Annotated in this window: 23 protein-coding genes; 11 read left to right on the forward strand and 12 right to left on the reverse strand. The window is 56.3% G+C overall.

From position 1 onward, the window contains the following. The first annotated feature begins 304 nt into the window (after positions 1-304). From B3041_RS01770 to uraH, 5 genes are all read left to right on the forward strand, one after another. Positions 305-436, forward strand: a complete 132-nt coding sequence (locus tag B3041_RS01770; RefSeq protein ID WP_292968733.1) for a hypothetical protein — start codon at positions 305-307, stop codon at positions 434-436. Positions 437-482: 46 nt separating this feature from the next. After that, a complete protein-coding gene (locus B3041_RS01775; protein WP_065647379.1) occupies positions 483-1,694 on the forward strand; it encodes a YcaO-like family protein in 1,212 nt (403 codons plus the stop codon). Further along, on the forward strand, positions 1,682-2,524 hold the full coding sequence (locus tag B3041_RS01780; RefSeq protein WP_292968736.1) for a class I SAM-dependent methyltransferase: 843 nt from the start codon (positions 1,682-1,684) through the stop codon (positions 2,522-2,524). The genes B3041_RS01775 and B3041_RS01780 overlap by 13 nt, the downstream gene beginning before the upstream one ends. Before the next feature lie 344 nt (positions 2,525-2,868). Beyond that, positions 2,869-3,972, forward strand: coding sequence for an NADH:flavin oxidoreductase/NADH oxidase (locus tag B3041_RS01785; RefSeq protein ID WP_292968738.1), 1,104 nt, complete (start codon positions 2,869-2,871; stop codon positions 3,970-3,972). A gap of 127 nt (positions 3,973-4,099) precedes the next feature. Further along, positions 4,100-4,513 carry a hydroxyisourate hydrolase gene (uraH, locus tag B3041_RS01790; RefSeq protein WP_071668326.1) on the forward strand — a complete coding sequence of 138 codons (414 nt, stop codon included), beginning with the start codon at positions 4,100-4,102 and terminating at the stop codon, positions 4,511-4,513. Positions 4,514-4,553: 40 nt separating this feature from the next. Here uraH and B3041_RS01795 read toward each other — a convergent pair whose 3' ends face one another. The 10 genes from B3041_RS01795 to arnB all read right to left on the reverse strand — a co-directional run bounded on the left by B3041_RS01795 (position 4,554) and on the right by arnB (position 15,275). Next, the gene (locus B3041_RS01795) at positions 4,554-5,792 is read right to left on the reverse strand and encodes an aromatic amino acid transporter (protein ID WP_065647375.1); all 1,239 of its coding nucleotides are present in this window, start codon (positions 5,790-5,792) and stop codon (positions 4,554-4,556) included. A 146-nt stretch (positions 5,793-5,938) separates the two neighbouring features. Further along, entirely contained in the window at positions 5,939-6,949 is a 1,011-nt protein-coding gene (locus tag B3041_RS01800; RefSeq protein WP_292968743.1) for a Gfo/Idh/MocA family oxidoreductase, read from the reverse strand. 25 nt (positions 6,950-6,974) lie between these two features. Further along, complete coding sequence (locus B3041_RS01805; RefSeq protein WP_292968745.1) at positions 6,975-7,796, reverse strand: TIM barrel protein; 822 nt, start codon at positions 7,794-7,796, stop codon at positions 6,975-6,977. A gap of 122 nt (positions 7,797-7,918) precedes the next feature. Beyond that, entirely contained in the window at positions 7,919-8,293 is a 375-nt protein-coding gene (gene arnF / locus B3041_RS01810) for a 4-amino-4-deoxy-L-arabinose-phosphoundecaprenol flippase subunit ArnF (RefSeq protein ID WP_065647372.1), read from the reverse strand. Continuing rightward, positions 8,290-8,622, reverse strand: coding sequence for a 4-amino-4-deoxy-L-arabinose-phosphoundecaprenol flippase subunit ArnE (gene arnE / locus B3041_RS01815; protein WP_292968748.1), 333 nt, complete (start codon positions 8,620-8,622; stop codon positions 8,290-8,292). Before arnE ends, arnF begins: the two co-directional genes overlap by 4 nt. Continuing rightward, positions 8,619-10,274: a lipid IV(A) 4-amino-4-deoxy-L-arabinosyltransferase gene (gene arnT, locus B3041_RS01820; protein ID WP_292968750.1), complete on the reverse strand. Its 1,656-nt coding sequence runs from the start codon at positions 10,272-10,274 to the stop codon at positions 8,619-8,621. The genes arnE and arnT overlap by 4 nt, the downstream gene beginning before the upstream one ends. A gap of 13 nt (positions 10,275-10,287) precedes the next feature. After that, positions 10,288-11,178, reverse strand: coding sequence for a 4-deoxy-4-formamido-L-arabinose-phosphoundecaprenol deformylase (gene arnD, locus B3041_RS01825; RefSeq protein WP_292968752.1), 891 nt, complete (start codon positions 11,176-11,178; stop codon positions 10,288-10,290). Beyond that, positions 11,175-13,154 (reverse strand): bifunctional UDP-4-amino-4-deoxy-L-arabinose formyltransferase/UDP-glucuronic acid oxidase ArnA, encoded by a 1,980-nt coding sequence (gene arnA, locus B3041_RS01830; protein WP_292968754.1) that lies wholly within the window; start codon positions 13,152-13,154, stop codon positions 11,175-11,177. The genes arnD and arnA overlap by 4 nt, the downstream gene beginning before the upstream one ends. Next, positions 13,151-14,137, reverse strand: a complete 987-nt coding sequence (gene arnC / locus B3041_RS01835) for an undecaprenyl-phosphate 4-deoxy-4-formamido-L-arabinose transferase (RefSeq protein WP_292968756.1) — start codon at positions 14,135-14,137, stop codon at positions 13,151-13,153. The genes arnA and arnC overlap by 4 nt, the downstream gene beginning before the upstream one ends. Next, positions 14,127-15,275: a UDP-4-amino-4-deoxy-L-arabinose aminotransferase gene (gene arnB / locus B3041_RS01840; RefSeq protein ID WP_292968758.1), complete on the reverse strand. Its 1,149-nt coding sequence runs from the start codon at positions 15,273-15,275 to the stop codon at positions 14,127-14,129. The genes arnC and arnB overlap by 11 nt, the downstream gene beginning before the upstream one ends. A 459-nt stretch (positions 15,276-15,734) precedes the next feature. On the opposite strand from arnB, the gene B3041_RS01845 reads away from it, so the two are divergent. The 3 genes from B3041_RS01845 to B3041_RS01855 all read left to right on the forward strand — a co-directional run bounded on the left by B3041_RS01845 (position 15,735) and on the right by B3041_RS01855 (position 19,565). Then, positions 15,735-16,490 (forward strand): prepilin peptidase, encoded by a 756-nt coding sequence (locus B3041_RS01845; RefSeq protein ID WP_292968760.1) that lies wholly within the window; start codon positions 15,735-15,737, stop codon positions 16,488-16,490. A 213-nt stretch (positions 16,491-16,703) separates the two neighbouring features. Continuing rightward, positions 16,704-18,086: a diaminobutyrate--2-oxoglutarate transaminase gene (locus B3041_RS01850; RefSeq protein ID WP_065647364.1), complete on the forward strand. Its 1,383-nt coding sequence runs from the start codon at positions 16,704-16,706 to the stop codon at positions 18,084-18,086. A gap of 12 nt (positions 18,087-18,098) precedes the next feature. Next, complete coding sequence (locus B3041_RS01855; RefSeq protein ID WP_292968762.1) at positions 18,099-19,565, forward strand: pyridoxal phosphate-dependent decarboxylase family protein; 1,467 nt, start codon at positions 18,099-18,101, stop codon at positions 19,563-19,565. 49 nt (positions 19,566-19,614) lie between these two features. Here B3041_RS01855 and B3041_RS01860 read toward each other — a convergent pair whose 3' ends face one another. Continuing rightward, complete coding sequence (locus B3041_RS01860; protein WP_206099876.1) at positions 19,615-21,129, reverse strand: PLP-dependent aminotransferase family protein; 1,515 nt, start codon at positions 21,127-21,129, stop codon at positions 19,615-19,617. A 109-nt stretch (positions 21,130-21,238) separates the two neighbouring features. Between B3041_RS01860 and gabT the strand changes: the two genes are divergently transcribed. Continuing rightward, entirely contained in the window at positions 21,239-22,495 is a 1,257-nt protein-coding gene (gabT, locus tag B3041_RS01865; RefSeq protein ID WP_292968765.1) for a 4-aminobutyrate--2-oxoglutarate transaminase, read from the forward strand. A gap of 100 nt (positions 22,496-22,595) precedes the next feature. Next, positions 22,596-23,990, forward strand: coding sequence for a GABA permease (gene gabP, locus B3041_RS01870; RefSeq protein ID WP_065647361.1), 1,395 nt, complete (start codon positions 22,596-22,598; stop codon positions 23,988-23,990). Between the two features lie 29 nt (positions 23,991-24,019). Here gabP and B3041_RS01875 read toward each other — a convergent pair whose 3' ends face one another. Beyond that, on the reverse strand, positions 24,020-24,340 hold the full coding sequence (locus B3041_RS01875; protein ID WP_065647360.1) for a hypothetical protein: 321 nt from the start codon (positions 24,338-24,340) through the stop codon (positions 24,020-24,022). 139 nt (positions 24,341-24,479) lie between these two features. On the opposite strand from B3041_RS01875, the gene B3041_RS01880 reads away from it, so the two are divergent. Continuing rightward, positions 24,480-25,778, forward strand: a complete 1,299-nt coding sequence (locus B3041_RS01880) for a glycoside hydrolase family 10 protein (RefSeq protein ID WP_292969239.1) — start codon at positions 24,480-24,482, stop codon at positions 25,776-25,778. Positions 25,779-25,828 lie beyond the last annotated feature (50 nt).

A 25,828-nucleotide genomic window follows, 5' to 3' on the forward strand; every position in this document is an offset into this window, starting at 1 on the left:
ATGCAACTTAATCAGGAAACTTTTTAATAAAATATACGGATGCCAGCGTAATTACAGCTTCTGATATTTCCTTAACTATCAACCAGTCAGAAAACGTTTTTAAAAGAGATGGTTTGATTTTTCGGTAATCAGACAATTTCCGATCGATATATACGCCAGAAACACTAATAAAATAGCAAAAACCTTCAATAAACATACTTTGATCTGGTGCACATATTTATTATTTGCGATTTGAATTTAAAATTCTCATAAATTAAATATATTTATACCGCAATCGGCGGTTTATTAATAAAGGAATATGATCATGGGATATTTAAACTCAGGCATCAGCAACAGCAATAGTGAAAATGCAAACAAAGCTGTACTCACTATTGAAGAACAGGAAGTATTAGCATCCGTCTCACAGGCGGATGAAGAGAGTCAGTCTGAAGACTAACATTTCAGCGGCACATTATTGTGCCGCTTTAATATGGACATTTATCATGATTATCCTGCCTGAAAGATCTGTCACCCTTACCAGGTCAAGAAAAGCGATAGAACGTTATTTTTCCCGCCAGAATATACAGATCAAAAATGACAACTTTGGCAATACGCTTTCAGCTACGGTTACACTGTTAAATAAGGGGAGTAACACCAGACCGATCGCTGGCTGCGGTAAAGGCTATGCAGAGGAAGCCAGCGTTGGTGCACTCTATGAAGCTTATGAACATTACAGAAGCTTTCCGGCACTCAGAGAGAAAAGCAGGTTATATCCCTTCAAGTCAGTCATTCAGCAGGCAGAACTTCGCGGGATATTGCCATTACCTATTCTTGCGAAATCATTACCCGCCAAAATTGCAGCAGTGGAATTTACAGATAAAAAGGGTAGTGCGTCACTGCTCTGGCCTCTTTTTTTAACGAATTGCGAATATTTCAGCCATATCATTCAGGGAGACACTACAGACTATAGCGCAGCGCGACGCTATACCAGTAATGCAGGTATCGCTGCGGGTTATGGTTTTACTGAAGCAGCAATTCACGCCATCGGGGAAATAATAGAGCGGCACTGCACAGGTCTCCTGCTGGCAAAAACGTTTTTCTACGGTACACAAAAAGAGATCCGACTGGTTAATACGGACTCACTGCCCCCTGCATCTGAAAAAATATTCAATGATGCTCAGTCTGCCTTAGAGGATGAAATTAAAATTATTGATGCTTCAGAACCGTCACTGCCTCCTGTTTATCTTGCTTACTGTAAGAGTAAGCCACGCATGGGGATAAACATCTACGGCGCTGGCTGTTCACTTTATGCCGACCATGCGGTTGCCAGGGCTATCAAAGAACTGGTCCAGCTGCATAAACTGGCCGATAATTTCACTTACTTCACTGAGGAGCTGGAAAAACACCAGCAAAACCTGAGAAAGCATAAAAAATTATATCGCAGCCTTGTTGCCGATTTTAGCAGCTTCGCTTCCGTCAGCGTTGACCTGCCTCAGAAACGCGTTGAACTGAATCTGCAAGAGCACCTTCACTGCCTGACAACAATGTGCGAAATGGCCGGGTTGCCTGTATGGCTTAAAGAGATAGACAGCGATCCTGCCGGCGTGTCACTGGCCTGCGCCGTCATGCCTGGTATGGAGCGATTCGCCCTGGTCACGTTGGGTAACGTCGTTATTCCCTGCCGGAATGATCAGGATCAGACATGCGTAAAATAATCTACATTCGGGTCCCGAATCGCGAGCGGCATGATATTTTTATCATGACAACAAAGGAATCACTTTTTGCCGGCATACGGACGCCATTTATTCACGACACTGCCTATAGCATCATTCTTCCCGGGATGATACGCGGCATACTCATTTCGCTGGATGAAACTAAAGATGAAATAACCCTTGGCATCAGAGTGCCCGACGATCCGGCGTGGCGTGAAAAATTACTCCCCGCCTGCCCGGATTATAATATTCACTTTCCGTGGCCGCCGCTGGATGACCAGGGTAATGAGGCTATATGCCCGGAATCATTCTGGAACCAGATGGCTGATACGCCGGAGAAGCTGGACAGGCAGGAAGCGCATTTCCGGTTACATACTCTGAAATTGCTTCAGGATATCGCTTTTCCGAGGTGCCGTGTGTTTGACCCCGCCTGCTCTACCGGAGCATTTCTTGCCTCATTAAAACAGCAACTTCCCCGGCTAAACTATTTTGCTGCAGATCGTGCTGAAAAAATGGTTGTAAAAGCCAGGCAGCAGCTTCCGCATGTTGTACACAGCGACTTTATGCAAACCAGTGCCCGTACCAGGTTCGATATCATTTTTTGCCGCTTTGCTAATCATGAAGTGATAAGACACGATCAGACAGCCCCTGTTATTGATAAGCTGATTACGCTGCTTAACAGGAAAGGTTACGTAATTATCTTTGGCCATACCCCTGTAAATATTGATATTGCTGACTATGTAAGGGGCAAAAACATTGCTCTTAAGATGACAAGCGGTTACAGCGAACGCTTTGCCGGTTTTTTCCAATACTACTTATTGCAAGCAACATAAAAGACCGGATTGCTGTCAGGAGTAAACCAGCATTGCCCTGCCATCCGCGCCCGGTGTCATTATGGCCAGCGTTTCTGGCCGGATCCGCAGGATGCCGCTGTATATCGTTAGCTCTGCTCGTTCAGATGTAAGCCTTCATTTAGCGCCCATCTGTGTTCCTGTCAGGCGATACGATTGCTGTGGTCTCATGTAAAATAGTTAAATTGATTAAGTATGTTGTAACTAGGGTGTAGTTTTTCCCGCTTTAACGCTTAGAAACAGAATCCCTGCATCGCGTAACCTCCGTTTGCTCATGACCATCTACACTTACTTCACCTGAGATCCCCTGAAAACATGAGGTTAAGATGAGTCTGTTATTTAGCGCCACAAAACTGGGACAGCTCTCGCTGGAGAACCGCATTATTATTGCGCCGATGTGTCAGTACTCCGCTGAGGCGGGTAAAGCTACTGCCTGGCACCGTATCCATCTGGGGCAGCTCGCCCTCTCCGGTGCCGGCCTGCTGATTATCGAAGCAACAGCCGTTGAGGATATCGGCCGCATATCACCGGGCGATCTGGGATTATGGGACGATGAGACCGAAGCTGCGCTGGCCAGCGTGCTGAAGGATATCCGTCCATGGGCCACATTGCCGATAGGTATTCAGCTGGGTCACGCAGGGCGCAAAGCCTCCTGTGCCGTACCCTGGGAAGGCGGCGAGCAGATCTCTGCGCAACAGGGAGGCTGGCAGACGGTGGCACCTTCCGCCGAGGCTTATCAGTCGGGTGAACAGGCGCCACATGCCCTGAGTAAAGAAGAACTGATGCGTCTGAAGCAGGCCTTTGTTGATAGCGCACAGCGCGCGGTGCGCATCGGAATTGAACTGGTTGAACTGCATGCCGCTCATGGTTATCTGCTGCATCAGTTTCTTTCACCGCTCAGTAATAAGCGCGATGATGAGTATGGCGGATCGCTGGAAAACCGCATGCGCTATCCGCTGGAGGTCTTTCAGGCGATACGTGATGCCCTGCCAGACTCAGTGCCGGTGGGCGTGCGTATTTCAGCCACTGACTGGGTAACCGGCGGCTGGGATAATGAGCAGTCTATTGCGTTCAGCCAGCAGCTGGCCGCCGCAGGCTGTGCGTATATTCATGTCTCAAGCGGCGGGCTGTCACCCGATCAGGAGATCGATATCGGCCCAGGCTACCAGCTCTCGTTTGCGCGCGATATCCGTAAAGTAGTGGATATCCCGGTAATTGGCGTCGGACTGATAACCGATCCGCAGCAGGCAGAACAGGCCCTGCATACCGGCGATACGGATCTGATCGCGCTGGCACGCGGTATGCTCTGGGATCCGCACTGGCCGTGGCACGCCGCCGCTGAACTGGGCGCCACCGTCAAAGCCCCGCCGCAATATTTGCGTTCAGAGCCGCACGGCCTGAAAGGCACCCTGGTACAGAACGGTAAATAATCCGTTGCGGCAGGCTGCCCGCCTGCCGCTGCTTTCTGGGAAATTTCACAGATTGCGACCAGAGTAAGGCGCTCCGGCCTTTAGCCTTTATGCTTCATTTCACGCATTCACATTAAAGGACGATGAAATGAAACCTCAACACCTTCTGCTTTCTGCTGTATTACTTTGCACTGCTGGCGTCGCCGCCGCTGATACCATGAAAAATCCGGTCAGCGTGCACGTGCTTAATCTGCAAACCGGTATCCCTACTGCGGGTGTAAAAGTGGAGCTGGATCAGAAAGCAGGCGATAACTGGACAAAGCTGGCGGAAGCCACCACGGATGCGCAGGGGCGGATCCCGGCACTTTATCCAAAAGATAAAATGGCGCAGTCAGGTATTTATCGTGTGGTGTTCAAAACCGGGGAGTACTATAAGTCGGTTAATCAGCAGACTTTCTTTCCGGAAATTCCGGTGATATTTAACCTGGAAAAAACCGATCAGCATTACCATATCCCGCTGTTGCTGAGCCAGTATGGTTACTCAACCTATCGCGGTAACTGATATTCAAAACGCGCTGGCTTCAGACCAGCGCGTTCTCATTTCAGCTCGCGCCAAATAACGGCAGCCAGTCCAGCCAGCTCAGCAGCCACGCGGCGATGTTCAGCACACCAAACAGTACCACCAGCGTAATCGCCAGCGGCGATTTTTCATGCGTGGTGAAGCGCTGCCCTGCCCGCCACGCCAGTAAGGCCGGGATCAGAACTGCCCACAGGGTTGCAAACAGACCGGCGTAGCCAATAGCCGCCACGAACCCGTGTGGCCAGAGGATGGAGGCCAGCAGCGGCGGCAGAAACGTCAGCAGCGCCGTTTTTACCCGTGCTCCGGGTGTATCTCCCCATCCCATCCGGTCGGCAACAAAGTCGAACAATCCTGCCGTGACGCCAAGAAACGACGCGATAACCGCAAAATGAGAGAAGAGCGACAACATCAGGCTTAATGCCGGCACCTGCAGATGAGTACCTAAGGCCGCCATCAGCGCGGCGATGTCACCGCCCTGCGCAACAATAGCCGGAAACGCGCTGCGCGGCAGATTACCCATCGTACTGACGATCCAGAACAGGTAGAGCGCCAGCGATATCAGCGTCCCGAGCAGCAGGGCACGCGCGATCCTGCGACGGTCGCGCTGGTAATAGCTGACCAGACCGGTGATGTTACCGTGATACCCGAAAGACGCCAGGCAGAACGGCAGCACGCCAAACGCATAGGGCCAGTACGCGCTGCCTTCTGGCGCTGGCTGCAGCAGCGAGCCGCTGTCAACCTGCATCAGCAGTCCGCCAAATAACAAAATAAGCAGTGCAATTTTTGCCACCACGCAGAAGGTCATCAGCCGGCTCACGCCACGCGTACCAAGCAACACCACCACTGCAACCAGCAGCGTCAGCGCAATTTTTGCACCGGCCGTTGTGAGCGGTACGCCCAGCTGACTGAGGGAGTGCTGATAGACCGGACCGCTGGCGGAAATATAGGCGTAAGTCAGAATCCCCAGTACAAACAGGATGCTTAAACCGTTAAGTATCGCCCAGCCGCGTCCCAGCAGATCGCGTACAAGGGTGTCATAGCCTTCCCCGGCTGCATAATGCAGGCTGACCCGCATAAACAGCAGGCCGGAGAGCAGCATAGCGCCCCAGCTGATAAACAGCAGCAGCACGCCCCAGCCAAACCAGCTTCCTGCCATAACAACGGGTAGCGTAAACATGCCGGCACCCACGACGGTGCCACAGATGATCATAGCGCCCCACCAGACTGAGGGCTGGCGCGACGTGAGTTGAGGTACTGACATTCAAACGACTCAGAAAATTAGCAAAGGCGGGATGATACACATCATGTACTAGTATGTAGAGCACAAAGCGGAAAAAAGATTGCGGCGCCTGTAATCAGGCGATGACAGTAACGCGCCCGTAAGCCAGGCGCGCAGATTAGGCAGGATTACTGATAAAAAGCCGGACGGGGCGGCATGGTAATCGGAACAATGTCACCACTCTTTTGCGCCGCGACGCAGGCGTCTGCTGCCACCGCCGCCGCATAACCATCCCAGGCAGAAGGCCCGGTCAGCTCGTCTGCAAGGACATTGTTAATGAACGCCTGCAGCTCCACATCGTAAGCATCAATAAAGCGCTTTTTCCAGTCGGTCAGAATGGCCACAGAGAGCGATGCGTTACTGCGCGTCTGTACCGCCATCGGTTCCGGCAGCCGGGCAATGCCGCTTTCTCCCACCACTTCACACTGAATGTCATAGCCGTACTGGCAGTTAACAAAAATTTCAACGTCGATGCGTGTACCCTGCGCCGTTTCCAGCAGGACAATCTGCGGATCTTTCAGATGTGAACTGGCGTGGCGCGTTTTGCGTGGCCAGATCACCTGTGCGCTGACGTAATCGTCATTCAGTAACCAGCGCAGCACATCCAGCTCATGAATCAGCGTATCGGTAATCGCCATATCTGTTGTGTAACTGTCACCGACTTCCGGATTGCGATGTGCACAATGCAGCATCAGCGGCGCGCCAATTTCACCGCTCTCCACCACCTGCTTTAACGCACGATACCCGCTGTCATACGGACGCATAAAGCCGACCTGCACGCGTTTTTTACCGCCGGCCATCTCCGCTTCAACAATATTCATGCAGCCCTGCGCTGTGACCGCCAGCGGTTTTTCACAAAACACAGCCTTGCCTGCTTTGATTGCGGCCAGCACAAACTCTTCATGTGTCGGTCCCCAGGAGGTCACCAGCACGGCCTGTACGTCGGGCGCATTGATCAGGTCGTGCGCGCTGTCGTATATCTCCGCCTGCAGCTGCAGCGCAGCTGCTACTTCTTCGCACTGACGGCGATCGATATCATTCAGCGCTACCACGCGCGCGTTCTGCAGCACCTGACTGCAGCGCCGGATATGTTCACGGCCGATTGCACCGGTACCAATTACGCCAATATTGAGTGTCATAGTCTGTTCCCTTAGCCGGTCGCGGTTAGCTGTTGAGGTAGTCGATGCTGCTGCGGATCTGCTGCTCAACCTCTGCAGCGCTCCAGTTCTCCATCACCGACGAGAAGGGTTCAAACGCATAGATACCGCGGTAACCCATCTCTTCAAGGCGGGCAACCTGCTGTTTTGTCTGCAGTCTGTCATCAGCGCTAAGCATGATACGCTCTTCATCCGTCAGCTCTGCAGCCGGACGGGTATCGGTCACGCCGGAAAGGTGAACCAGACCAATCTCATGAACATTGACGTGTCCGGCAAAGTCCGCTTCGGCGCCTTCATAGAGATGGTGATGAAAGGTATCCAGCACAATTTTGAACGGCACCCCGGCCTGTTTAATCAGCCGCTGCGCCTGCGCGGCTGAACGCAGCGAGCTCTGCGGAAAGCCCAGCGGCTCAACCAGTCCCTGAATGCCCTGCTCCGCAAACAGCGGCGCCAGGGTTTGCAGAGCGTCAATAGTCTGCGCGTCGCTGACCGGCGTACCATCGTTGAGCGGACAGAGCACCAGCGCTTTTGCACCGCTTTCCGCAGCGTCTTTCAGCAGGCTACGGGTCTTTTCCAGCACCTCATCACTGAGCTGATTAAACGGATAAACGGCATTGATGGTTTCGATAGTCAGGGCATGCTCACGGGCCAGCGCGCTGACCTGTGCGCCGCCGAGATTGTCGGTCACGCTGCCGCTTTTCATATCGTTGCGGAGTTCAACCTTGTGCAGCCCCAGCTTTGCCACCAGCGCGAAAAATTCACTGATGCTCAGGGCGGGGGCAATTTTGCGATTAATACAGAGGCGGTCGCTGCTTAGTTTACCGGTCATATTCAGTCCTGATACGTACGGGTTGGAAGGCAACTGAAGGGATACTAAAACATCAGGCTGACCGACTCCGCTGCTTCTTTGAGTGATTTACATCAGCTTGTATCCTGCTGCCTGAGTGCATATCAGCAGCCCGGTTTTTTACTGCGCGGCAGCGATATCACCAGTAAGCCCACCACAATCAGCACCACGCCCGCCAGACTGCTCCAGCGAAAGGGCTCATGAAACCACGGCAGTACAACAGCAGCCAGCCAGACCAGTACATAGCTCAGACTGAGTAACGGATAGAGCCGGTTGAGCGGCTGGTAGCGCAGCGCCACAAGCCAGCACAGCATCGACACCCCGTAGGCGGCGAGGCCCGCGCAGAGCATTAACGCAGGACGCGCGCCGCCATGCAGCAGCGCGCTGAACGCAGGAAAGCTCATCATCGCGCCGCGCAGCATCAGCTGCGCCAGCGTCACCAGTACCACGCTGCAGAGTGCCAGACCGGTGCCTTTCATAGCTGGCTCCCCATCAAAGCCACCCCTGTGACAATCAGCAGCGTGCCCAGCCACTGCTGCAGCGTACAGGCTTCGCGCCAGATCAGGCGTGCCGCTGCGGCAACCAGCACAAAGTTAAGGCTGAGCATCGGATACGCCTGGCTGACCGGCACACTGCGCAATACCTGCAACCAGAGCAGCATCGCCATTCCAGGCAGCAGCAGGCTGAGCGCGAGCCAGAGCACCATGCGCCTGCGCGGAGCGTCTGACGCCACCAGCGCGGCCTGCTTCTGACACAGCTGAGCTGCACAGCTGAGCAGGCTGACCAGAACAATCAGCAGCAGGTTCATGGCGCGTGGCGGTATCCGTACCAGACCAGCCGGCCCTGCTGCCAGATCTCATCCGGCACCGGCAGCGCCGCATCGGGCGTTTTCTGTCCGGCATCCAGCATCAGTACCAGCGCGACATCCCCCTTTCTGCGATGAATCCGCAGCCAGTCGGCAAAATCTGCATCCGCAACGTAACGTTTCCGGGCATCGGCATAGCTGAGGCCATATTCCAGTTCGCCTTTGGACGTATAAAAAATCATATCGCTGCGCTTAAGCTGCCAGGCAATCGCAGAGGCGACGCCGGGGTTATCTGCCAGAATATAGCGACTGTGCGTAAGCTGATCCGCTATGTTACGGACAAAGTTCTGCGGCTGTTTGGCGTCCCGTATTCGCTCGGGAATGGCGAATCCCACCAGCAGCGCCAGCGCCAGCGGGCAGAGCGCTGCCAGCTGCCAGCGCCGGGTATGCAGGCTGACACCTGCCGCCAGCGCCCAGCCGGTAAACGCCAGCGCCGCCAGAGAGGCGCGCAGCTTCTCGTCGCTGCTGTAGAGCGGCCGGTGTGCCAGCCCCCAGGGCGCCAGTACGCTTATCACCGTCAGCGCGGTCAGCGCGCCAAACATCAGGTTTATCCAGCCGTTGAGACGCAGCGCGGTGCTTAATCGTGCGCTGTTACCCAGCGCATAACGTGCCATCAGCAGACTCAGCGGGGCGAAACAGGGCAGGATATAGGTGGGCAGTTTGCCTTTAGCAATACTGAAAAACAGCAGCGGCAGCACGACCCAGCACAGTAAATAGAGCATGCCTGCCTGCTGGCGGCGCTGCTGCCAGCCGCTTATCAGCGCGCCGGGCAGCAGCCCCAGCCAGGGCAGCGCGCCCGCAACCAGCACCGGCAGGTAATACCAGAAAGGCGCTTTGTGCTGCGCATTCTCTTCAGCAAAACGCTGAATATGCTCAACCCAGAAAAAGTAGTGCCAGAAATCTCCCGCCTGCTGCGCTATCGCCAGCGCCCACGGCAGGCTGAGCAGCACGGCGGTCAGCAGCGCCAGCGGCCCCCAACGCAGCAGCTCCATAACGCGACGCTGCCACATCATCCACGGCACAATTGCCAGTGCCGGGACTGCAAGTGCCAGAAAGCCTTTTGTCATAAACCCCATGCCGCAGGCCGCCCCCAGCAGCAGATAGCCGGAGAACCGTTGCCGGAATGTGCGTGCCTGAGCTGCATACCAGAAGCTGCACATTGCCCCCGTCAGCCACAGCATCAGAATCGGGTCCAGCACGGCGTAAGTGCCAATGCCATAAACCAGCAGCGAGGTCATAAAAACGACACTGCCCAGCAGCGCGACGTTACGACTGGCAAACATCCGGCATCCAAGCCAGAAAATCAGCAGGCCGCTGCCAAAGGTGCTGAACAGCGCGCCGGCGCGCACGCCAAAATTAGTGTGGCCAAACACCAGCTGACCCAGACTGTTTATCCAGTAGCCGGCGATGGGTTTTTCAAAATAGCGCAACGTAAAAAAGTGCGGCACAACCCAGTTACCGCTGACAATCATTTCACGGCTTATTTCCGCGTAACGCAGCTCATCGGGCTGCCAGAGGTCGCGAAACGGCACCGGCAACAGATAGTAGAGCGCAAAGAGCATCAAAAGCAGTGTGGTTTTTGTTCCTGTACGCATCAGAACGCCCTGTTTAGTTTGCAGCCTGGCAGCCCAGCCACCCTTCCCGACCGGCGATACTGCCTCGTACCACAGGGGCACGTGGCAGCATGGAAAGGTCGGCAGGCAGCAGCTCACTGAGCGGACAGAAGTGAATACCGGCCTGCCGGGCGCGGTCGAGCAGATTGCTGAAAGCGTCGCGCGCAGCTATCCCTTCGACTTCGGCATGAATGGTATAGACCGGTGTACCTGCGGCATGCTGCATCCGCTCAAGAATAAAATCGTTGAAGCGTGCTGCGCTTACCTGATGCCCCACCACTTCATCCCAGGTGGGCAGCGTGACCGGGATCTGTACCGTGCCTTCCGTGCCGTCAGGCAGTAGCGGGATAAACGGACCGCTGCCGCGGCAGTCGCTGTTGTAGCGGAAATGAAAGGGCTCTTTTGCGGCAATAATCCGGCTGTCCGCACGCCAGCCGGCAACCGCCGAGCAGGTGACACTGTCACCTGTCACCGCGTCCAGCGCCTGCTTACCCCGGCTTATCTCCTGAGCCAGCCGCTGTTCTGACCAGACGCCCGCCCAGGTCTGCCAGGCAAAGTGATCCCAGGCGTGCAGGCCAACTTCATGATGATCGGCGGTGGCGCGAATAATGTCCGCCTGGCCGCGACCAATATGACGCCCTGGCCAGGCGGTACCCGCCAGCAGAATATCCCAGCCATAGAGCGACGCCGCGCGGGAGCGCACCATTTTCCAGAAAAAGCGCGGCTTGAGCAGGCGCCACACATGGCGCCCCATATTATCCGGCCCGACGCTGAAGAAAAAACTCGCCTGCAGCTGATGCAGGCTGAATTGCTCCAGCAGCGCCGGGACGCCCAGCCGGGTGCCGCGCCAGGTATCAACATCGACCCGCAGCCCCACTTTTTTCATGGCTTCTCCTGCAGTTCAGCGGTGCGCAGAAAGAAATCCAGCGTGTTATCGATGGTGGTATCCATATCCACGTCGGGTGTCCAGTTCAGCAGCCGGCGCGCATTTTTTATCGACGGCTTGCGGTGCTCGACATCCTGATACCCTTTGCCGTAGTAGCTGCTGCTTTCCACTTCGCGAAATCCGGCAAACGGCGGGAAACGGTCGCGCAGCGGATGACGTTCAAAGCTGGTCAGCAGATGCTCCGCCAGCTCGCGGATACTGGCTTCATTTTCCGGATTACCGATATTGATGATCTGCCCGTCGCAGTTGTCGTTGCGGTTTTCAATGATGCGAAACAGCGCTTCAATCCCGTCGCGGATGTCGGTGAAACAGCGCTTCTGCGCCCCGCCATCCACCAGCTTAATGGGCGATCCTTCTACCAGATTGAGGATCAGCTGGGTGATGGCGCGGGAGCTGCCAATGCGTGCAGCATTAAGGTTATCGAGCCGGGGTCCCATCCAGTTAAAGGGGCGGAACAGCGTAAAGCGCAGGCCCTCTTTTTCACCATAGGCCCATAGCACCCGATCGAGCAGCTGTTTGGAAACCGAGTAGATCCAGCGCTGTTTATTGATCGGGCCAACGACCAGGTTGGAGCTATCCTCGTCAAAATGCCGATCGGTACACATACCGTAAACTTCAGACGTAGAAGGGAAGATAATGCGCTTCTTATACCTGACGCAGTCGCGAATGATTTTCAGGTTCTCTTCAAAATCGAGTTCAAACACCCGCAGCGGGTTACGGGTGTACTCGATGGGCGTGGCGATCGCCACCAGCGGCAGCACCACGTCACACTTCTTGATGTGATATTCAATCCATTCAGAGTGGATACTGATGTCGCCCTCAACAAAGTGGAAACGCGGTTCGCTGAGAAAACGACTTATCGCATCAGAGCCGATATCCAGCCCATAGACCTCAAAGTTATCATCCTGCAGCAGACGTTCAGTCAGATGATTGCCGATAAAGCCGTTCACACCGAGGATCAGTACCCGCGTACGGCGTTTCACAGCGGCCACCGGCTCAGAGTAAAGCAGCGCGCCGGGCACCAGTCCCAGGCTTTGCGCCAGCTGACTGCCATTCATAAACACGCCGTTATCACACTGGCCGGTGACAATCTCCAGCGCACCCTCGCCGCAGGCGACCTGCAGCGGATCAACCGAGAGCACGGTCCCGGCTCTGGCAACAGGCGTGCCGGTATGCACACGCCCTTTCCACACCATAAACTTTACCGTACCGGCAAAGGCAAATGCGCCGGGCCACGGCCAGGTGACCGCGCGCACCAGGTTATTCACCTGCCGTGCGCTCTGTTCCCACCGGATACGTCCATCTTCCGGCGTACGGCGTCCCACGCGGGTGGCCTGCCGCTCATCCTGCGGCCGGGCAACGACCTCACCCCGCTTCAGCGCCGGGAGCGCTCCTTCCAGCAGCTGCGTGGCACAGGCGACCAGCTTACGGTGCAGCGTCAGCGCATCATCCTGTTCATCAATGGTGACCCGCTCCTGCGTGACAATGTCACCGGCATCGGCCCGGCTCACCATACGATGCAGCGTCACGCCGGTTTCCGTTTCGCCATTAACCAGTACCCAGTTAAGCGGTGCGCGACCGCGATAGGCAGGCAGCAGCGAGCCGTGCAGGTTGAATGCCCCCTGTGCTGCACATCCCAGGATAGCGTCGCTCAGCATCGCCCGGTAATAAAATGAGAAAATGTAATCAGGCTCCAGTGCCCGGATACGTTCAAGCCATAAAGGATGATTAACCTCTTCAGGCGCATGCACCGGAATGCCGCGCTCAGCGGCGAGGCGTGCGACGGAATCAAAAAAATGGCTCTCTGCAGCGGTGTAGGTGTGCGTAAAGATCGCTGTGATCTCAAAACCCGCTTTCAGCAGCGCGTTGATTCCTGCGCAACCCATTTCCGCATAGGCAAAAACAACTGTTTTCATGATTTGATTTCCTGAACCTGAGAGGTTTCGTGCTGCGGGTGGATCACCCGCTGAATGAAATAGCGCGGCCGTGCGCGTACATCGTTGTAGATACGCCCGATGTACTCGCCCAGCAGGCCCATCCCGATAAACTGCGCACCGACAAAAATAAACAGCACCGCAAACAGCATAAACAGGCCGTCGCCGGCCCAGCTGGCGCCAAAAAACAGGCGTAAGATCACCAGCAGTATTGAAAAGGCAAAGCCCGCCAGCGCAATCAGACTGCCGATGATGCTGAGCAGGCGCAGCGGCGTCGTGGTCAGACAGGTCACCAGGTCATACATCAGATTGATGAGTTTCATAACGCTGTATTTGGAATCGCCAAACTCACGCTCAGCGTGTGCGACCGGGAGTTCGATAGTGCGGCGGGCAAAGGTATTGGCCAGAATGGGAATAAAGGTGCTGCGTTCATGGCAGTTGAGCATGGCGTCGACAATGTGCCGGCGATAGGCGCGCAGCATGCAGCCGTAATCGCCCATCGCTTTGCCGGTGACGCGCTGGATCAGCTGATTGATGGCGCGTGAGGCGCGCTTGCGAAACCAGCTATCCTGCCGGTTCTGGCGGACGGTGCCGACCACGTCATAGCCCTGCTGCGCCGCCTTCACCAGTGCCGGGATCTCTTCCGGCGGGTTCTGCAGATCGGCGTCCAGCGTGATAATCATGTCGCCCGACACGTGTGCGAAGCCCGCCATTATCGCCGAGTGCTGACCATAGTTTCGGTTAAGCAGAACGCCCACTACGTGACTTCCTGGCATGTCAGCAGCATCGGCGATCATCTGCGCCGAGCGGTCGCTGCTGCCGTCATCCACCAGCAGGATCTCATAGTTCAGGCCCAGCGTGCCGCAGGCCGCGCTGGTACGGCGTACCAGCTCCGGCAAACTCTCCTCTTCGTTATAAACCGGAATAACCACAGAGATTTTCTGAAGCGGTTTTTCATCCAGCATGACGGCCTCCTGCCAGCGTGCGCAGCGCGTTGATTACCCGGCTCACATCCTCGTCCTGCATATCGGGAAACAGCGGGAGCGAGCAGATACGTTCGCTGTTCCATTCCGTGTCAGGCAGGCTAAGATGCGGATAACGTTCCCGGTAATATTTATGCGTATGCGCCGCACGGAAATGAAGGCCGGTGCCGATCTGCTCTGCTTTCAGTGCCTCCATCAGCGCATTGCGACTGATGCCGCAGGTGGCTTCATCGACGCGGATGATAAACAGATGCCAGGCGTGCAGATGTGGCCAGTCAGGCTGTTTCAGGGGCAGAAAAGGCGTATCCGCCAGCGCCTGCAGGTAACGCTGCGCAATCGTCCGGCGACGGCGGTTGATATCGGCCAGTTTGCCGAGCTGGACCAGCGCAATAGCGGCGTTGATATCCGGCAGATTGTATTTAAAACCAGGCGCGATCACCTCTGCCTGCGGTTTTCGCCCGTGCGTATCGCGATCCCAGGCATCCACGCCCAGTCCGTGAAACTTCAGGCTGCGTATCCGGTCGGCCAGGTCACCATCATCCGTCACAACAATCCCGCCTTCGGCACAGGTAATATTTTTAATGGCGTGCAGTGAAAAGATTGCCGTGCCGCGCTGTCCGACATGCTGGCTGTCATAGTGGCAGCCGATTGCGTGTGCAGCGTCTTCGATTACCGGGATGCCATAGCGCTCGCCCAGCGCACAGATTGACGCAAGATCAACCGGCGCACCGGCGTAATGCACCGGAATAATTGCGCGGGTGCGTGGCGTGATCGCCGCGTCAATCTGTTCTGCTGTCACCATCAGCGTATGGCGATCAACATCGACCATGACCGGCGTGGCCCCCAGCAGCGTAATGATATTGAGTGTAGAGACCCAGGTCAGTGAAGGGGTAATGACCTCATCTCCGGGCTGAATGCCCAGCGCCAGCAGCGTGACGTGGAGGCCGGCGGTGGCTGAACTCACGGCAATGGCATGCTGATTTCCGGTCAGCTCACAGAAAGCCTGCTCCAGTTCGGCATTTTTCGGGCCGGTGGTAATCCAGCCAGAAGCAAATACCGCCCTGACGGCAGCCAGCTCTTCTTCGCCCAAAGCGGGGCGTGAAAAGGGTAAGAAAGACATAAATCCACCTTATCAATTATGCTCTGATACAGATGCAGGGCCAGAGCCTGCATCAGCTATCACGCGCAACCTCAACGTACTTTCAACGCGTTCAGGCGAAAAACCTCATGACATTTTGTCTGCTGCCGGGTTTATCACTTCCTGATGCGGCCTGCCAAATCATTAGCCAGCCTGCTATTTTTCCTGCGTAATCACCATAAGCAGCAAAACTTAACGCAACATTAAATTTACGGTGATTATTCAGCCAACTTCTTCAGCGTTGAGGATTGATTGATAATTGTGCCGGGCGCGATGCAGCAAAAAGCGCAGCGGTTATTCGGGTTTGATACGCTGTTTTTCTGAACCCGGCGCGCAACGAACGTTGCAAGTTATTGAAAATGAGTATTGTCACTCCCGTTACCCCAGAGGATGAGGTAGGTTGCTCGCAGGCTAATAACATGATGAGAGCAGGAAGACGATATGGTGATGTTGCTGGTTACCCTGCTGACGCTGGCCGTTGGCAGCTTTATTAATGTTGTCGTGTATCGGTTACCGCGGCATATCGCACAGGCGGCCACGCTCACCTCACTGCTGACGCCCTCATCCTGCTGCATACATTGTGAACGCGCCCTGCGCTGGTATGACATGATTCCGGTGCTGAGCTGGATCTTGCTGCGCGGCCGGTGTCGCGATTGCCATAGTCCGATCGGCTGCCGTTATCCGGCTACTGAGATCGCGACACTCCTGCTCTCCCTGCTGCTGATCGTGCTGTTGCCCGCTGACAGCCGGCTGATTGCCGCACTGCTGCTGGCATGGGCACTGCTGGCGCTCTCCCTTATCGATATGACGCATCTGCTGCTGCCGGATGCGATTACGCTGCCGCTGCTCTGGCTCGGCCTGTTATTGCATAGCGCTGATGTATTACCAGGCACGCTCCATGATGCGGTGACAGGCGCTGCGGCCGGATATGGCGTGATGCGTTTTACTGGCTGGTGTTATCAGCTGCTGAGAAACCAGTCCGGTGTCGGACAGGGAGATGCCAAATTACTGGCGGCACTGGGTGCCTGGCTTGGTTTGACGTCACTGCCAGTGCTGCTGATTATGGCCAGTGGCAGCGCGCTGATTTTTGTGACCTTTGTCAGATTATGGCGTTTTCAGCAGCCTGGCCGCCTTATCCCGTTTGGTCCATGGCTTTCACTGGCGGGCATAAGTCTCTTTATTCATTCAATAATTTGAACCTGACCGTTTTAGCAGAGAAATAACAACGGCCAGTTTCTGTCCAACGTTATGATTCGTATATGAAAAGAATAAACAATTCTACACAAAATTAATCATTGTGATGTCAGTAAAAAGGCTCTATATTGGCCGCGCTTTTTACATTACTGATACTTTTTTGTTCAATTAGTCAATCGGCCAGCCACTGCGAGCCCCGGTTGAAGGAGAGATATGATGACGGATAAAGTCCGTATTGATAATTTTGGTGCCAGCTCATTCAACGGAAACAACGACGCATTCTTAGCCCGTCAGGCTGAGTTTGAATCAAACGTCAGGAGTTACCCGCGCAAATTGCCTTTAGCTATCGCTAAAGCCAGCGGCGTGTGGATTACGGATGTTGAGAATAAGCAATATCTTGACTGTCTGGCTGGCGCAGGGACGCTGGCACTTGGTCATAACCACCCTGATGTTCTGCAGAGCATCCAAAATGTCATTACCAGCGGCTTGCCGTTACATACTCTTGATCTGACCACACCGCTGAAAGATCAATTCTCTGAATCACTGCTTTCTCTGCTGCCTGGCCAGGGCAAAGAGTATTGCCTGCAGTTTACCGGCCCATCGGGCGCGGACGCCGTTGAGGCTGCACTGAAGCTGGCGAAAAAAGTTACCGGCCGCAGCGGTGTTATCAGTTTCTCAGGCGGCTATCACGGCATGACGCACGGTGCGCTCGCCGTAACCGGCAACCTGTCACCAAAAGAAGCGGTTAACGGCATGATGCCGGAAGTGCAGTTTATGCCTTACCCGCACCAGTATCGCTGCCCGCTGGGCATCGGTGGTGACGCAGGCGTGAAAGCGCTGACCTACTACTTCGACAACCTGATTAACGACGTAGAAAGCGGCGTGCGTAAACCGGCAGCCGTTATTCTGGAAGCGGTTCAGGGTGAAGGCGGTGTGAACCCGGCTCCGGCTGAGTGGCTGCAGCGCATCCGCAAAGTCACGCAGGAGCACGGCATTCTGCTTATTCTGGACGAAGTTCAGGCAGGCTTTGCCCGCACCGGTAAGTTCTTCGCCTTTGAACACGCCGGCATTGAACCAGACATCATCGTGATGTCAAAAGCGGTTGGCGGTGGCCTGCCACTCGCTGTGCTGGGCATTAAAAAGCAGTTCGATGCCTGGTCACCGGGCCACCATACCGGTACCTTCCGCGGCAATCAGCTGGCGATGGCAACCGGTCTGGCTACCCTGAAAGTGCTGACTGAGCAGAATATTGCTGCGAAAGTCGCTGAACAGGGTGAGTGGCTGAAAGCACAGCTGGCAGAGATGCAGCAGCGCTTCCCGGTTATCGGTCACATTCGCGGCATGGGCATGATGATTGGTATTGAAATCGTTAAGCCCGATGAGCCGGCTGACCACATGGGCAGCTTCCCGGCAGATGGCGAGCTTTCTGCGCTGCTGCAGAAGAAATGCTTCGAAGCGGGCCTGATTCTGGAGCGCGGCGGCCGTCACGGTTCTGTGCTGCGTCTGCTGCCATCCCTGCTTATCACTAACGAAGAGCTGGCCGTGTTCCTGGATAAATTTGAGCAGGCGCTGCTGGGCGCTGGCGTCAAACCTGTTTGACTGGAAAAGTAAATGAGTGAAGTGAATCCGATTCTGGCCGCCTCTGCGCAGAGCATTGAGGCGTATCAGCAGGCGATTGCCCAGAGCAGCGCCGCGGTTGTGCAGTGGCTGCAGCAGCCTGAGATGTATCAGGGCAAAACGGTTGCCGAACTGCGTGAGCGCATTGCGCTTGACTTCAATCCTGACGGCCTGGGTAACCAGGCCGCGATTGAGCGCGCGATTGAGTATTTCCTTAAAGATAGCCTGTCAGTGCACCATCCGCAGTGTGTGGCGCATCTGCACTGCCCAAGCCTGGTGGTAAGCCAGGCCGCCGAAGTTCTGATCAACGCCACGAACCAGAGCATGGATTCCTGGGATCAGAGCCCTTCAGCGACCATCATTGAGGTCAAACTCATTGAATGGCTGCGTGCTCAGGTGGGTTACGCTGCCGGAGACGCCGGCGTCTTTACCAGCGGCGGTACCCAGAGCAATCTGATGGGCCTGATGCTGGCTCGCGATGCGTTCTTTGCCCGTCAGGGCCACTCGGTGCAGCAGGATGGTATCACCGGCGATCTGCGTAAGATGAAAGTGTTCTGTTCTGAAAACGCGCACTTCTCGGTGCAGAAGAACATGGCGCTGCTGGGCCACGGCTATCAGTCAGTGGTTCAGGTAAAGTCCGATGACTTTGCGCGCATGGACGTCAACGATCTGCAGGCCAAACTGGCGCAGGCTGAAGCGAACGGCGAACAGGTACTGGCGATTGTTGCTACGGCGGGAACCACCGACGCAGGCGCTATCGATCCGCTGCGTGAAATCGCTGCCATCGCCGCTGAACGTAATATCTGGGTTCACGTGGATGCTGCCTGGGGCGGCGCGCTGCTGCTGTCAGAGAAGTATCGTCACTATCTGGATGGCCTGGATAGAGTGGACTCCGTTACCCTGGACTTCCATAAGCAATATTTCCAGACCATCAGCTGCGGCGCGTTTCTGCTGAAGGATGCGCGTCATTATGAACTGATGCGTTATCAGGCGGCCTACCTCAACTCCGAGTTTGATGAAGAAGCGGGCGTACCGAACCTGGTCTCTAAATCGCTGCAGACTACGCGCCGCTTTGACGCGCTGAAGCTGTGGATGGGTCTGGAAGCGCTGGGTCAGAAACAGTATGCAGCGATTATCGACCACGGCGTCACTCTGGCGCAGGAAGTGGCACAGTATGTTGAAGCCACCCCGCGTCTGGAACTGGTCATGCAGCCGCAGCTGGCAAGCGTGCTGTTCCGTTATCGTCCGCAGCAGCTCACTGACGTTGCGCAGATTGCGCTGTTTAACCAGCGCATCGGCGATGTTCTGCTGGAGTCGGGCCGCGCTAACGTAGGTGTGACCGAGAATCAGGGCGTCACCTGTCTGAAGCTGACGCTGCTGAATCCCACCGTCACGCTGGATGATATTAAGCTGCTACTGGCACTGGTGGAAAAAACGGCCGATCAGCTGCTGAGCGCCTGATTATCCCGCTGAAATCTGGCCGGCACCCTTCACGGGTGGCCGGCTTTTTTTATGCCGGATTTTCCGGGCCGCTTCCGCGCGTTATCACTCCCGCCTCCAGCAGACAGCCCTTCAGCGCGCCAAACGCATCCTGACACTGACGCTCGTCAACGCAGGCATATCCCAGCAATAAACCGCGTTTCTCCTGCGGGTGCATATAATACTGCGACAGCGCACGCACCTTCACGCCGCGCTTTAGCGCCAGCGCAGCAATCGCGACGTCATCGCACCCCTGCGGCAGCGGCAGCACCAGATGCAGGCCCGCCTGATGGTTCACCGCCGGCAGAAACGCTTCGCCAAGATAACGGGCAATAAGCCCGGTCAGGAACTGCCGCCGCTGGCTGTAGAGCTTCCGCATGCGGCGGATATGCGCCATGTAGTGTCCTTTCTGAATAAACTCTGCCAGCGCACGCTGGATCAGCAGATGACCGCCACGATAAAGCTCCGCCGCCGCCAGCCGCAACGGCTGAGCCAGCGCTTTAGGCACAACCAGATAGCCGAGCCGCAGCGCCGGATAGAGCGTTTTAGAAAAGGTGCCCATATAGATAACCGGTGCATCTGCCTCAAAGCCCTGCAGCGACGGAAACGGCTGGCCGGAAAAACGAAACTCACTGTCGTAGTCATCTTCGACCAGCCAGCTTTTATGTTTCCGCGCCAGATCAAGCAGCTGTCTGCGGCGCTCCAGGCTGAGATGCACGCCCAGCGGATATTGATGTGACGGCGTCACAAATATCATTTTTGGCGGCTTACTGCGCGAGGGCAGATCGGGAATAATGCCCTGTTCATCTACCGCTTTCGCCTGGATTTTAAGACCGTTAATCCGCAGCAGATTACGCGTTCCCCAGTAGCCCGGCTCCTCGATCCAGACCGGGTCGCCCGCGTCGCACAGCACGCGTGTCACCAGATCCACCGCCTGATGTACCCCCTCGGTAATAATAATCTGGTCGGCGTCTGCCCGCACCGAACGCGCCACGCTGAGATACTCCGCCAGCGCCTGACGCAGCTGCGGACAGCCTCCGCTGCTACTGTAAATCAGCCGTTCTATCTCCGGATCGCGGTTCAGTCGCGCCTGGATCTGACTGAACAGCTTATGCGGGAACTGACGCACATCGGGCGCGCCCGGTACAAACGCGCCCCACTGCCACGGCGAGGCGTTGGCATGTCCGAGCAGCGTTGCGCCTCGCCGCGACAGCGCAGCGGGTTTGGTCAGCACAGCGGCAGACTCAGGAACGCGCTGCGGGCTGTTCAGGCATCCCTCCGGCAGCGTCTCCGCAATCCAGGTACCGCTGCCGGTACGGGCCGTAACGTAACCCTGCGCAATGAGATTTTCATACACGTTTAGCACCGTATTGCGCGATACCGCCAGCTCGCGGGCCAGATCGCGCGTGGCGGGCAGGCGCGAGGCGCGCGGAAAAATACCTTCAGCAATCGCCTGCTGCATGCAGATAAGCAGCCGCTGCTGCAGCGTGCCTTCCGCGACAAACTGCAGGCGCTCCAATACATGATCGGCGTACAAACTCCGCAATTGGCTCCATCCTTTTTCGTTGAATTGGCTCTGGCAACCTGTGCCGCTGCAGGCATAAATAAGCGTGTTTGTCGTGATTTGTAAAGAAGCTTATCGCTAAGGAAAGGTTATGGAAGGTAAAAACAGCCAGCTGCAACAACGTAAAGATGATGCTCTGCCACGCGGCACCGGTAACCTGTGTCCGTGGTTTGTTGAGCAGGCAGAGAACGCCACGCTGCATGACACTGAGGGTAATAGCTGGATCGACTTTGCCGGCGGAATCGCGGTTCTGAACACCGGCCATCGTCATCCGCGCGTCGTGCAGGCCATCAAAGACCAGTTAGAAAAATTTACCCATACCGCTTTCCAGGTCACGCCTTATGAGAACTATGTTGCGCTGGCGGAACGCATCAACGATCTGGTGCCGATTACCGGAAAAGTGAAAACCGCGTTTTTCAGCACCGGCGCTGAAGCGGTAGAGAATGCCGTCAAAGTTGCACGCGCCGCCACCCGGCGCCACGGTATTATCACCTTCGGCAATGCATTTCATGGCCGCACCTTTATGACCATGGCTATGACCGGCAAAGTGGCGCCGTATAAGCGCGACTTTGGTCCGATGCCTGCATCCGTGTTCCATGCCCGCTACCCAAACAGCGTTACCGGCATCAGCACGGAGGATGCGCTGGCAAGTCTGCATGATCTCTTTACGCAGGATATCGCTCCGCAGGATGTGGCCGCGATTGTGCTGGAGCCGGTCCAGGGCGAAGGTGGCTTTCATATCGCGCCACCTGAATTCATGACGCAGCTGCGTGCGCTGGCCGATCGGCACGGGATCCTGCTGATTGCTGATGAAGTACAAAGCGGATTTGGCCGTACCGGTAAAATTTTTGCCATGGAACACTATGGCGTTGAGCCTGACCTGATCACCATGGCAAAGAGCCTCGCAGGGGGAATGCCGCTCTCTGCCATGAGTGGCCGCGCAGAAATTATGGATGCGCCCGGCCCCGGCGGCCTGGGGGGAACCTATGCCGGTAACCCTCTCTCTATTGCGGCGGCGCACGCGGTGCTGGATGTTATTGCCGAAGAGCAGCTCTGCGAACGCTCCGTACAGCTTGGTGCCGCACTGACTGAATTCCTGCAGGGCGCACGCGCCACGCAGCCGGCTATCACCGATATCCGCGCGCTGGGTTCGATGGTTGCCGTAGAGTTTGCTGATGCGCAGACTGCGCAGACGCTGCAGCAACAGGCGATGGCACAGGGGCTGTTGCTGCTGACCTGCGGACCGCTCGGTAACGTCATCCGCTTCCTCTATCCGCTGACCATTCCGGATGCGCAGTTCCGCCAGGCGCTCGATATCCTGGGCGGTTTGCTCACTCCGCAGCGTTAAGCCGCGTTGCACCTCTGGCCTGTCCGCTGCAGGCCAGACTGTCCACCTTCACGCCAGGCGGCGCGGTGCGTCGCCTGAGAGACGATTCGGAGAAAAAACTATGACCGCTCAGAATGCCGACGTACTGGCACCAGGCCTGAAGCCGCGCCACGTGAGGATGCTTTCTATTGCCGGCGTTATCGGTGCCGGCCTGTTTGTGGGCTCCGGGCACGCTATCGCCGAAGCGGGGCCGGCGGTGCTGCTCGCCTATATTGCCGCCGGTACGCTGGTGGTGCTGATTATGCGTATGCTGGCGGAGATGGCCGTTGCTTCGCCTGATTCCGGCTCTTTTTCCACCTATGCTGACAAATCGCTGGGGCGCTGGGCCGGTTTCACTATCGGCTGGCTCTACTGGTGGTTCTGGGTGCTGGTGATCCCGCTTGAAGCGAACGCCGCCGGCACTATTCTGCACGGCTGGTTTCCGCAGGTGGACGTCTGGGAATATACTCTGGCGATCACGGCGTTTCTTACCGTCAGCAATCTGTTCAGCGTGAAAAACTATGGCGAGTTTGAGTTCTGGTTTGCTCTGCTGAAGGTGGTCGCGATCGTCGGCTTTCTGGTGGCAGGTAGCCTGGCGGTATTTGGCCTGCTGCCCGGCAGCAACACGCAGGGGATCTCGCATCTCTGGGATACCAGAGGGTTTATGCCGAACGGTATCAGCGCCGTGCTGGCCGCCATTCTGACCACAATGTTCTCTTTTATGGGCACGGAAATTGTCACGATTGCCGCAGCGGAGTCGCGCGAACCGAAAAAGCAGATCACCCAGGCGACTAATTCTGTGATCTGGCGTATCGCCCTGTTTTATCTGCTGTCAATTTTCCTGGTGATTTCGCTGGTGCCGTGGAACAGTCCGGCGCTGATGAAGAATGGTTCTTATCAGACCGCGATGGAGATAATGAACATTCCTCATGCGCGTCTTATTGTCGATATTGTGGTACTGATTGCCGTATGCAGCTGCCTGAACTCAGCGCTTTATACCGCCTCGCGTATGCTGTTTTCGCTGTCGCGTCGTCAGGATGCACCCGCTGCCGCCTCGCGTACCACGCGCAGCGGTACGCCGTGGGTTGCCGTATTACTTTCAACCGCAGCGGCGTTTCTGGCGGTGTTTGCTAATTATGTGGCACCCAGCGCCGTTTTTGAGTTCCTGCTGGCCAGCTCGGGCGCGATTGCGCTGCTGGTCTATCTGGTGATTGCGGCCTCTCACCTGGTATTGCGCAAAAAACGCGAGGCGCGTGGCGAGACCCTGAGCTATCGCATGTGGCTCTTTCCGGGGCTCACCTGGGCGACCATTGTATTTATCATCGGCGTGCTCGGCTCGATGCTGTTTAATCAGCAGCATCGCCCGGAGATCATCGCCACCGCTATTCTGACGCTGCTGGTGCTGGCTGCCAGCCGGCTGGTACACCGCAAACGCGCGGCGCGCCGCCACGCCAGAATGGTAGCCGTTCGTTCCTGAGTCACGGTTCCGGGCAGGGATGCCCGGTTTCAGTAAACGTCAATGCTGAGAGCCGACTCCGGCACATCAATTTTCACCACGCAGTGTGTCCAGACGGGCTGTCCTGGCGACAGCTCATGCTCAACGAAATAGTGCTGAAACGCTTTCAGTGCGTCAGTCAGATCGCTAATGGCTCGCGCATCAGGCTCAAACCAGTCAGGTTCACCCTGCTCATCCAGATAGTTAAACTGATACTGCCCTCCCTCCTCGTCAGCAAACAGCTCAGCCTGTACCGTCAGCTGTCGGGCGCCTTCCGGACCGCAGCTGTAGAGAATTTGTCCGATGCGGCGATAGAGATCTTCATATTGCATATTTTTTATTCTCACGCGTGGACGGTGGCACTTCACCATCCGTTAAGGTTGACTTTCTGACGCACGCCCTGAAAATGGCAGCGCCAGACTTAGCCGTTTATAAAGGGAGTTTACCATAGCCTGTTTATCGCGTTTTCATCTGACAGCGCTGCTGCGCACCGGCGCGCTGGCACTGCTGCTGGCAGGCTGTGCCGGCACACCGCCTAAGTCGCTGGTGACGCCGCTGCCACCCGTGGCAAAGCCACCGGTTACGCTCACCCCGGACGCGCCGCGCGAGCCGATGCGTGGCGTATGGCTCACGACTGTTTCACGCCTCGACTGGCCGCCGGTGACATCGGTGACGGCCGCGCCGGCTGAACGTATTCGTCTGCAGCAGGCGTCGCTTATCGCCAGACTGGACCAGTTAAAGCAGCTTGGGATCAACACGGTGTTTTTCCAGGTCAAGCCTGACGGCACCGCGCTCTGGTCCTCAAAAATCCTGCCCTGGTCCGATACGCTGACCGGCCATATCGGAGAAAATCCTGGCTACGATCCGCTGGCATTTCTGCTGAAAGAAGCGCATCAGCGAGGCATAAAAGTGCACGCGTGGTTTAACCCCTATCGCGTCTCGACCAACGTCAAACCCGGTACCCTGCGCGAACTGCAGCGCACGCTGACACAGCAGCCTGCCAGCGTCTATGTTCTGCATCCCGGCTGGATCCGCACCGCGAGCGACCGGCTGGTACTGGATCCGGGTATTCCCGACGTGCGCGACTGGATCACCAGTATTGTGGCTGAAGTGGTTTCGCACTACGCCGTGGATGGCGTGCAGTTTGACGACTATTTCTACACCGAAACTGCGGCCTCTCCTCTGAATGACAACGCGACTTTTCGTCAATATGGCGCCGGTTTCGCCACTAAAGCTGACTGGCGGCGCAATAACACGCTACAGCTGATTGAGCAGGTCTCGCGCACGGTAAAAAAACTGCGGCCCGACGTGGCGTTTGGCGTCAGTCCGGCTGGCGTGTGGCGTAATCTCTCTCACGACCCGGCCGGTTCCGATACGCGCGGTGCCGCAGCTTACGATGAGGCTTACGCTGATACGCGCCTCTGGGTACAGCGTGGTCTGCTGGATTATATCGCCCCTCAGCTTTACTGGCCGTTTGCCCGCGCAGCAGCACGCTATGACGTGCTGACCCGCTGGTGGGCAGACGTAGTTCGTCCAACACCGGTGCGCCTCTACATTGGCGTTGCGCTCTATAAAGTGGGCGTGGCGTCTAAAATGGAGCCCGACTGGACGCGTCAGGGAGGCGTACCCGAACTGAAAAAGCAGATTGAGCTGAATGAGTCGCTGCCGGATGTTGATGGCACGATCCTCTTCCGCGAGGGGTATCTGTCACAGCCGCAGACGCAGGAAGCAGTACGCTATCTGCAGCAGCGCTGGAAAAGCCGCGACTGATGCACACGGTTTCGCTATCATCAGCATCCGTTAGCCCAATACAGATGCGC

Source organism: Pantoea sp. UBA4549, assembly GCF_002387285.1.
GTDB classification, from domain to species: domain Bacteria; phylum Pseudomonadota; class Gammaproteobacteria; order Enterobacterales; family Enterobacteriaceae; genus Pantoea; species Pantoea borealis.

Bases quoted from the DNA above. Each gene is read 5' to 3' on its own strand.
- B3041_RS01770 (WP_292968733.1), top strand. From the start codon at position 305: ATGGGATATTTAAACTCAGGCATCAGCAACAGCAATAGTGAAAATGCA.
- B3041_RS01775 (WP_065647379.1), top strand. From the start codon at position 483: ATGATTATCCTGCCTGAAAGATCTGTCACCCTTACCAGGTCAAGAAAA.
- B3041_RS01780 (WP_292968736.1), top strand. From the start codon at position 1,682: ATGCGTAAAATAATCTACATTCGGGTCCCGAATCGCGAGCGGCATGAT.
- B3041_RS01785 (WP_292968738.1), top strand. From the start codon at position 2,869: ATGAGTCTGTTATTTAGCGCCACAAAACTGGGACAGCTCTCGCTGGAG.
- uraH (WP_071668326.1), top strand. From the start codon at position 4,100: ATGAAACCTCAACACCTTCTGCTTTCTGCTGTATTACTTTGCACTGCT.
- B3041_RS01795 (WP_065647375.1), bottom strand. From the start codon at position 5,792: ATGTCAGTACCTCAACTCACGTCGCGCCAGCCCTCAGTCTGGTGGGGC.
- B3041_RS01800 (WP_292968743.1), bottom strand. From the start codon at position 6,949: ATGACACTCAATATTGGCGTAATTGGTACCGGTGCAATCGGCCGTGAA.
- B3041_RS01805 (WP_292968745.1), bottom strand. From the start codon at position 7,796: ATGACCGGTAAACTAAGCAGCGACCGCCTCTGTATTAATCGCAAAATT.
- arnF (WP_065647372.1), bottom strand. From the start codon at position 8,293: ATGAAAGGCACCGGTCTGGCACTCTGCAGCGTGGTACTGGTGACGCTG.
- arnE (WP_292968748.1), bottom strand. From the start codon at position 8,622: ATGAACCTGCTGCTGATTGTTCTGGTCAGCCTGCTCAGCTGTGCAGCT.
- arnT (WP_292968750.1), bottom strand. From the start codon at position 10,274: ATGCGTACAGGAACAAAAACCACACTGCTTTTGATGCTCTTTGCGCTC.
- arnD (WP_292968752.1), bottom strand. From the start codon at position 11,178: ATGAAAAAAGTGGGGCTGCGGGTCGATGTTGATACCTGGCGCGGCACC.
- arnA (WP_292968754.1), bottom strand. From the start codon at position 13,154: ATGAAAACAGTTGTTTTTGCCTATGCGGAAATGGGTTGCGCAGGAATC.
- arnC (WP_292968756.1), bottom strand. From the start codon at position 14,137: ATGCTGGATGAAAAACCGCTTCAGAAAATCTCTGTGGTTATTCCGGTT.
- arnB (WP_292968758.1), bottom strand. From the start codon at position 15,275: ATGTCTTTCTTACCCTTTTCACGCCCCGCTTTGGGCGAAGAAGAGCTG.
- B3041_RS01845 (WP_292968760.1), top strand. From the start codon at position 15,735: ATGGTGATGTTGCTGGTTACCCTGCTGACGCTGGCCGTTGGCAGCTTT.
- B3041_RS01850 (WP_065647364.1), top strand. From the start codon at position 16,704: ATGACGGATAAAGTCCGTATTGATAATTTTGGTGCCAGCTCATTCAAC.
- B3041_RS01855 (WP_292968762.1), top strand. From the start codon at position 18,099: ATGAGTGAAGTGAATCCGATTCTGGCCGCCTCTGCGCAGAGCATTGAG.
- gabT (WP_292968765.1), top strand. From the start codon at position 21,239: ATGGAAGGTAAAAACAGCCAGCTGCAACAACGTAAAGATGATGCTCTG.
- gabP (WP_065647361.1), top strand. From the start codon at position 22,596: ATGACCGCTCAGAATGCCGACGTACTGGCACCAGGCCTGAAGCCGCGC.
- B3041_RS01875 (WP_065647360.1), bottom strand. From the start codon at position 24,340: ATGCAATATGAAGATCTCTATCGCCGCATCGGACAAATTCTCTACAGC.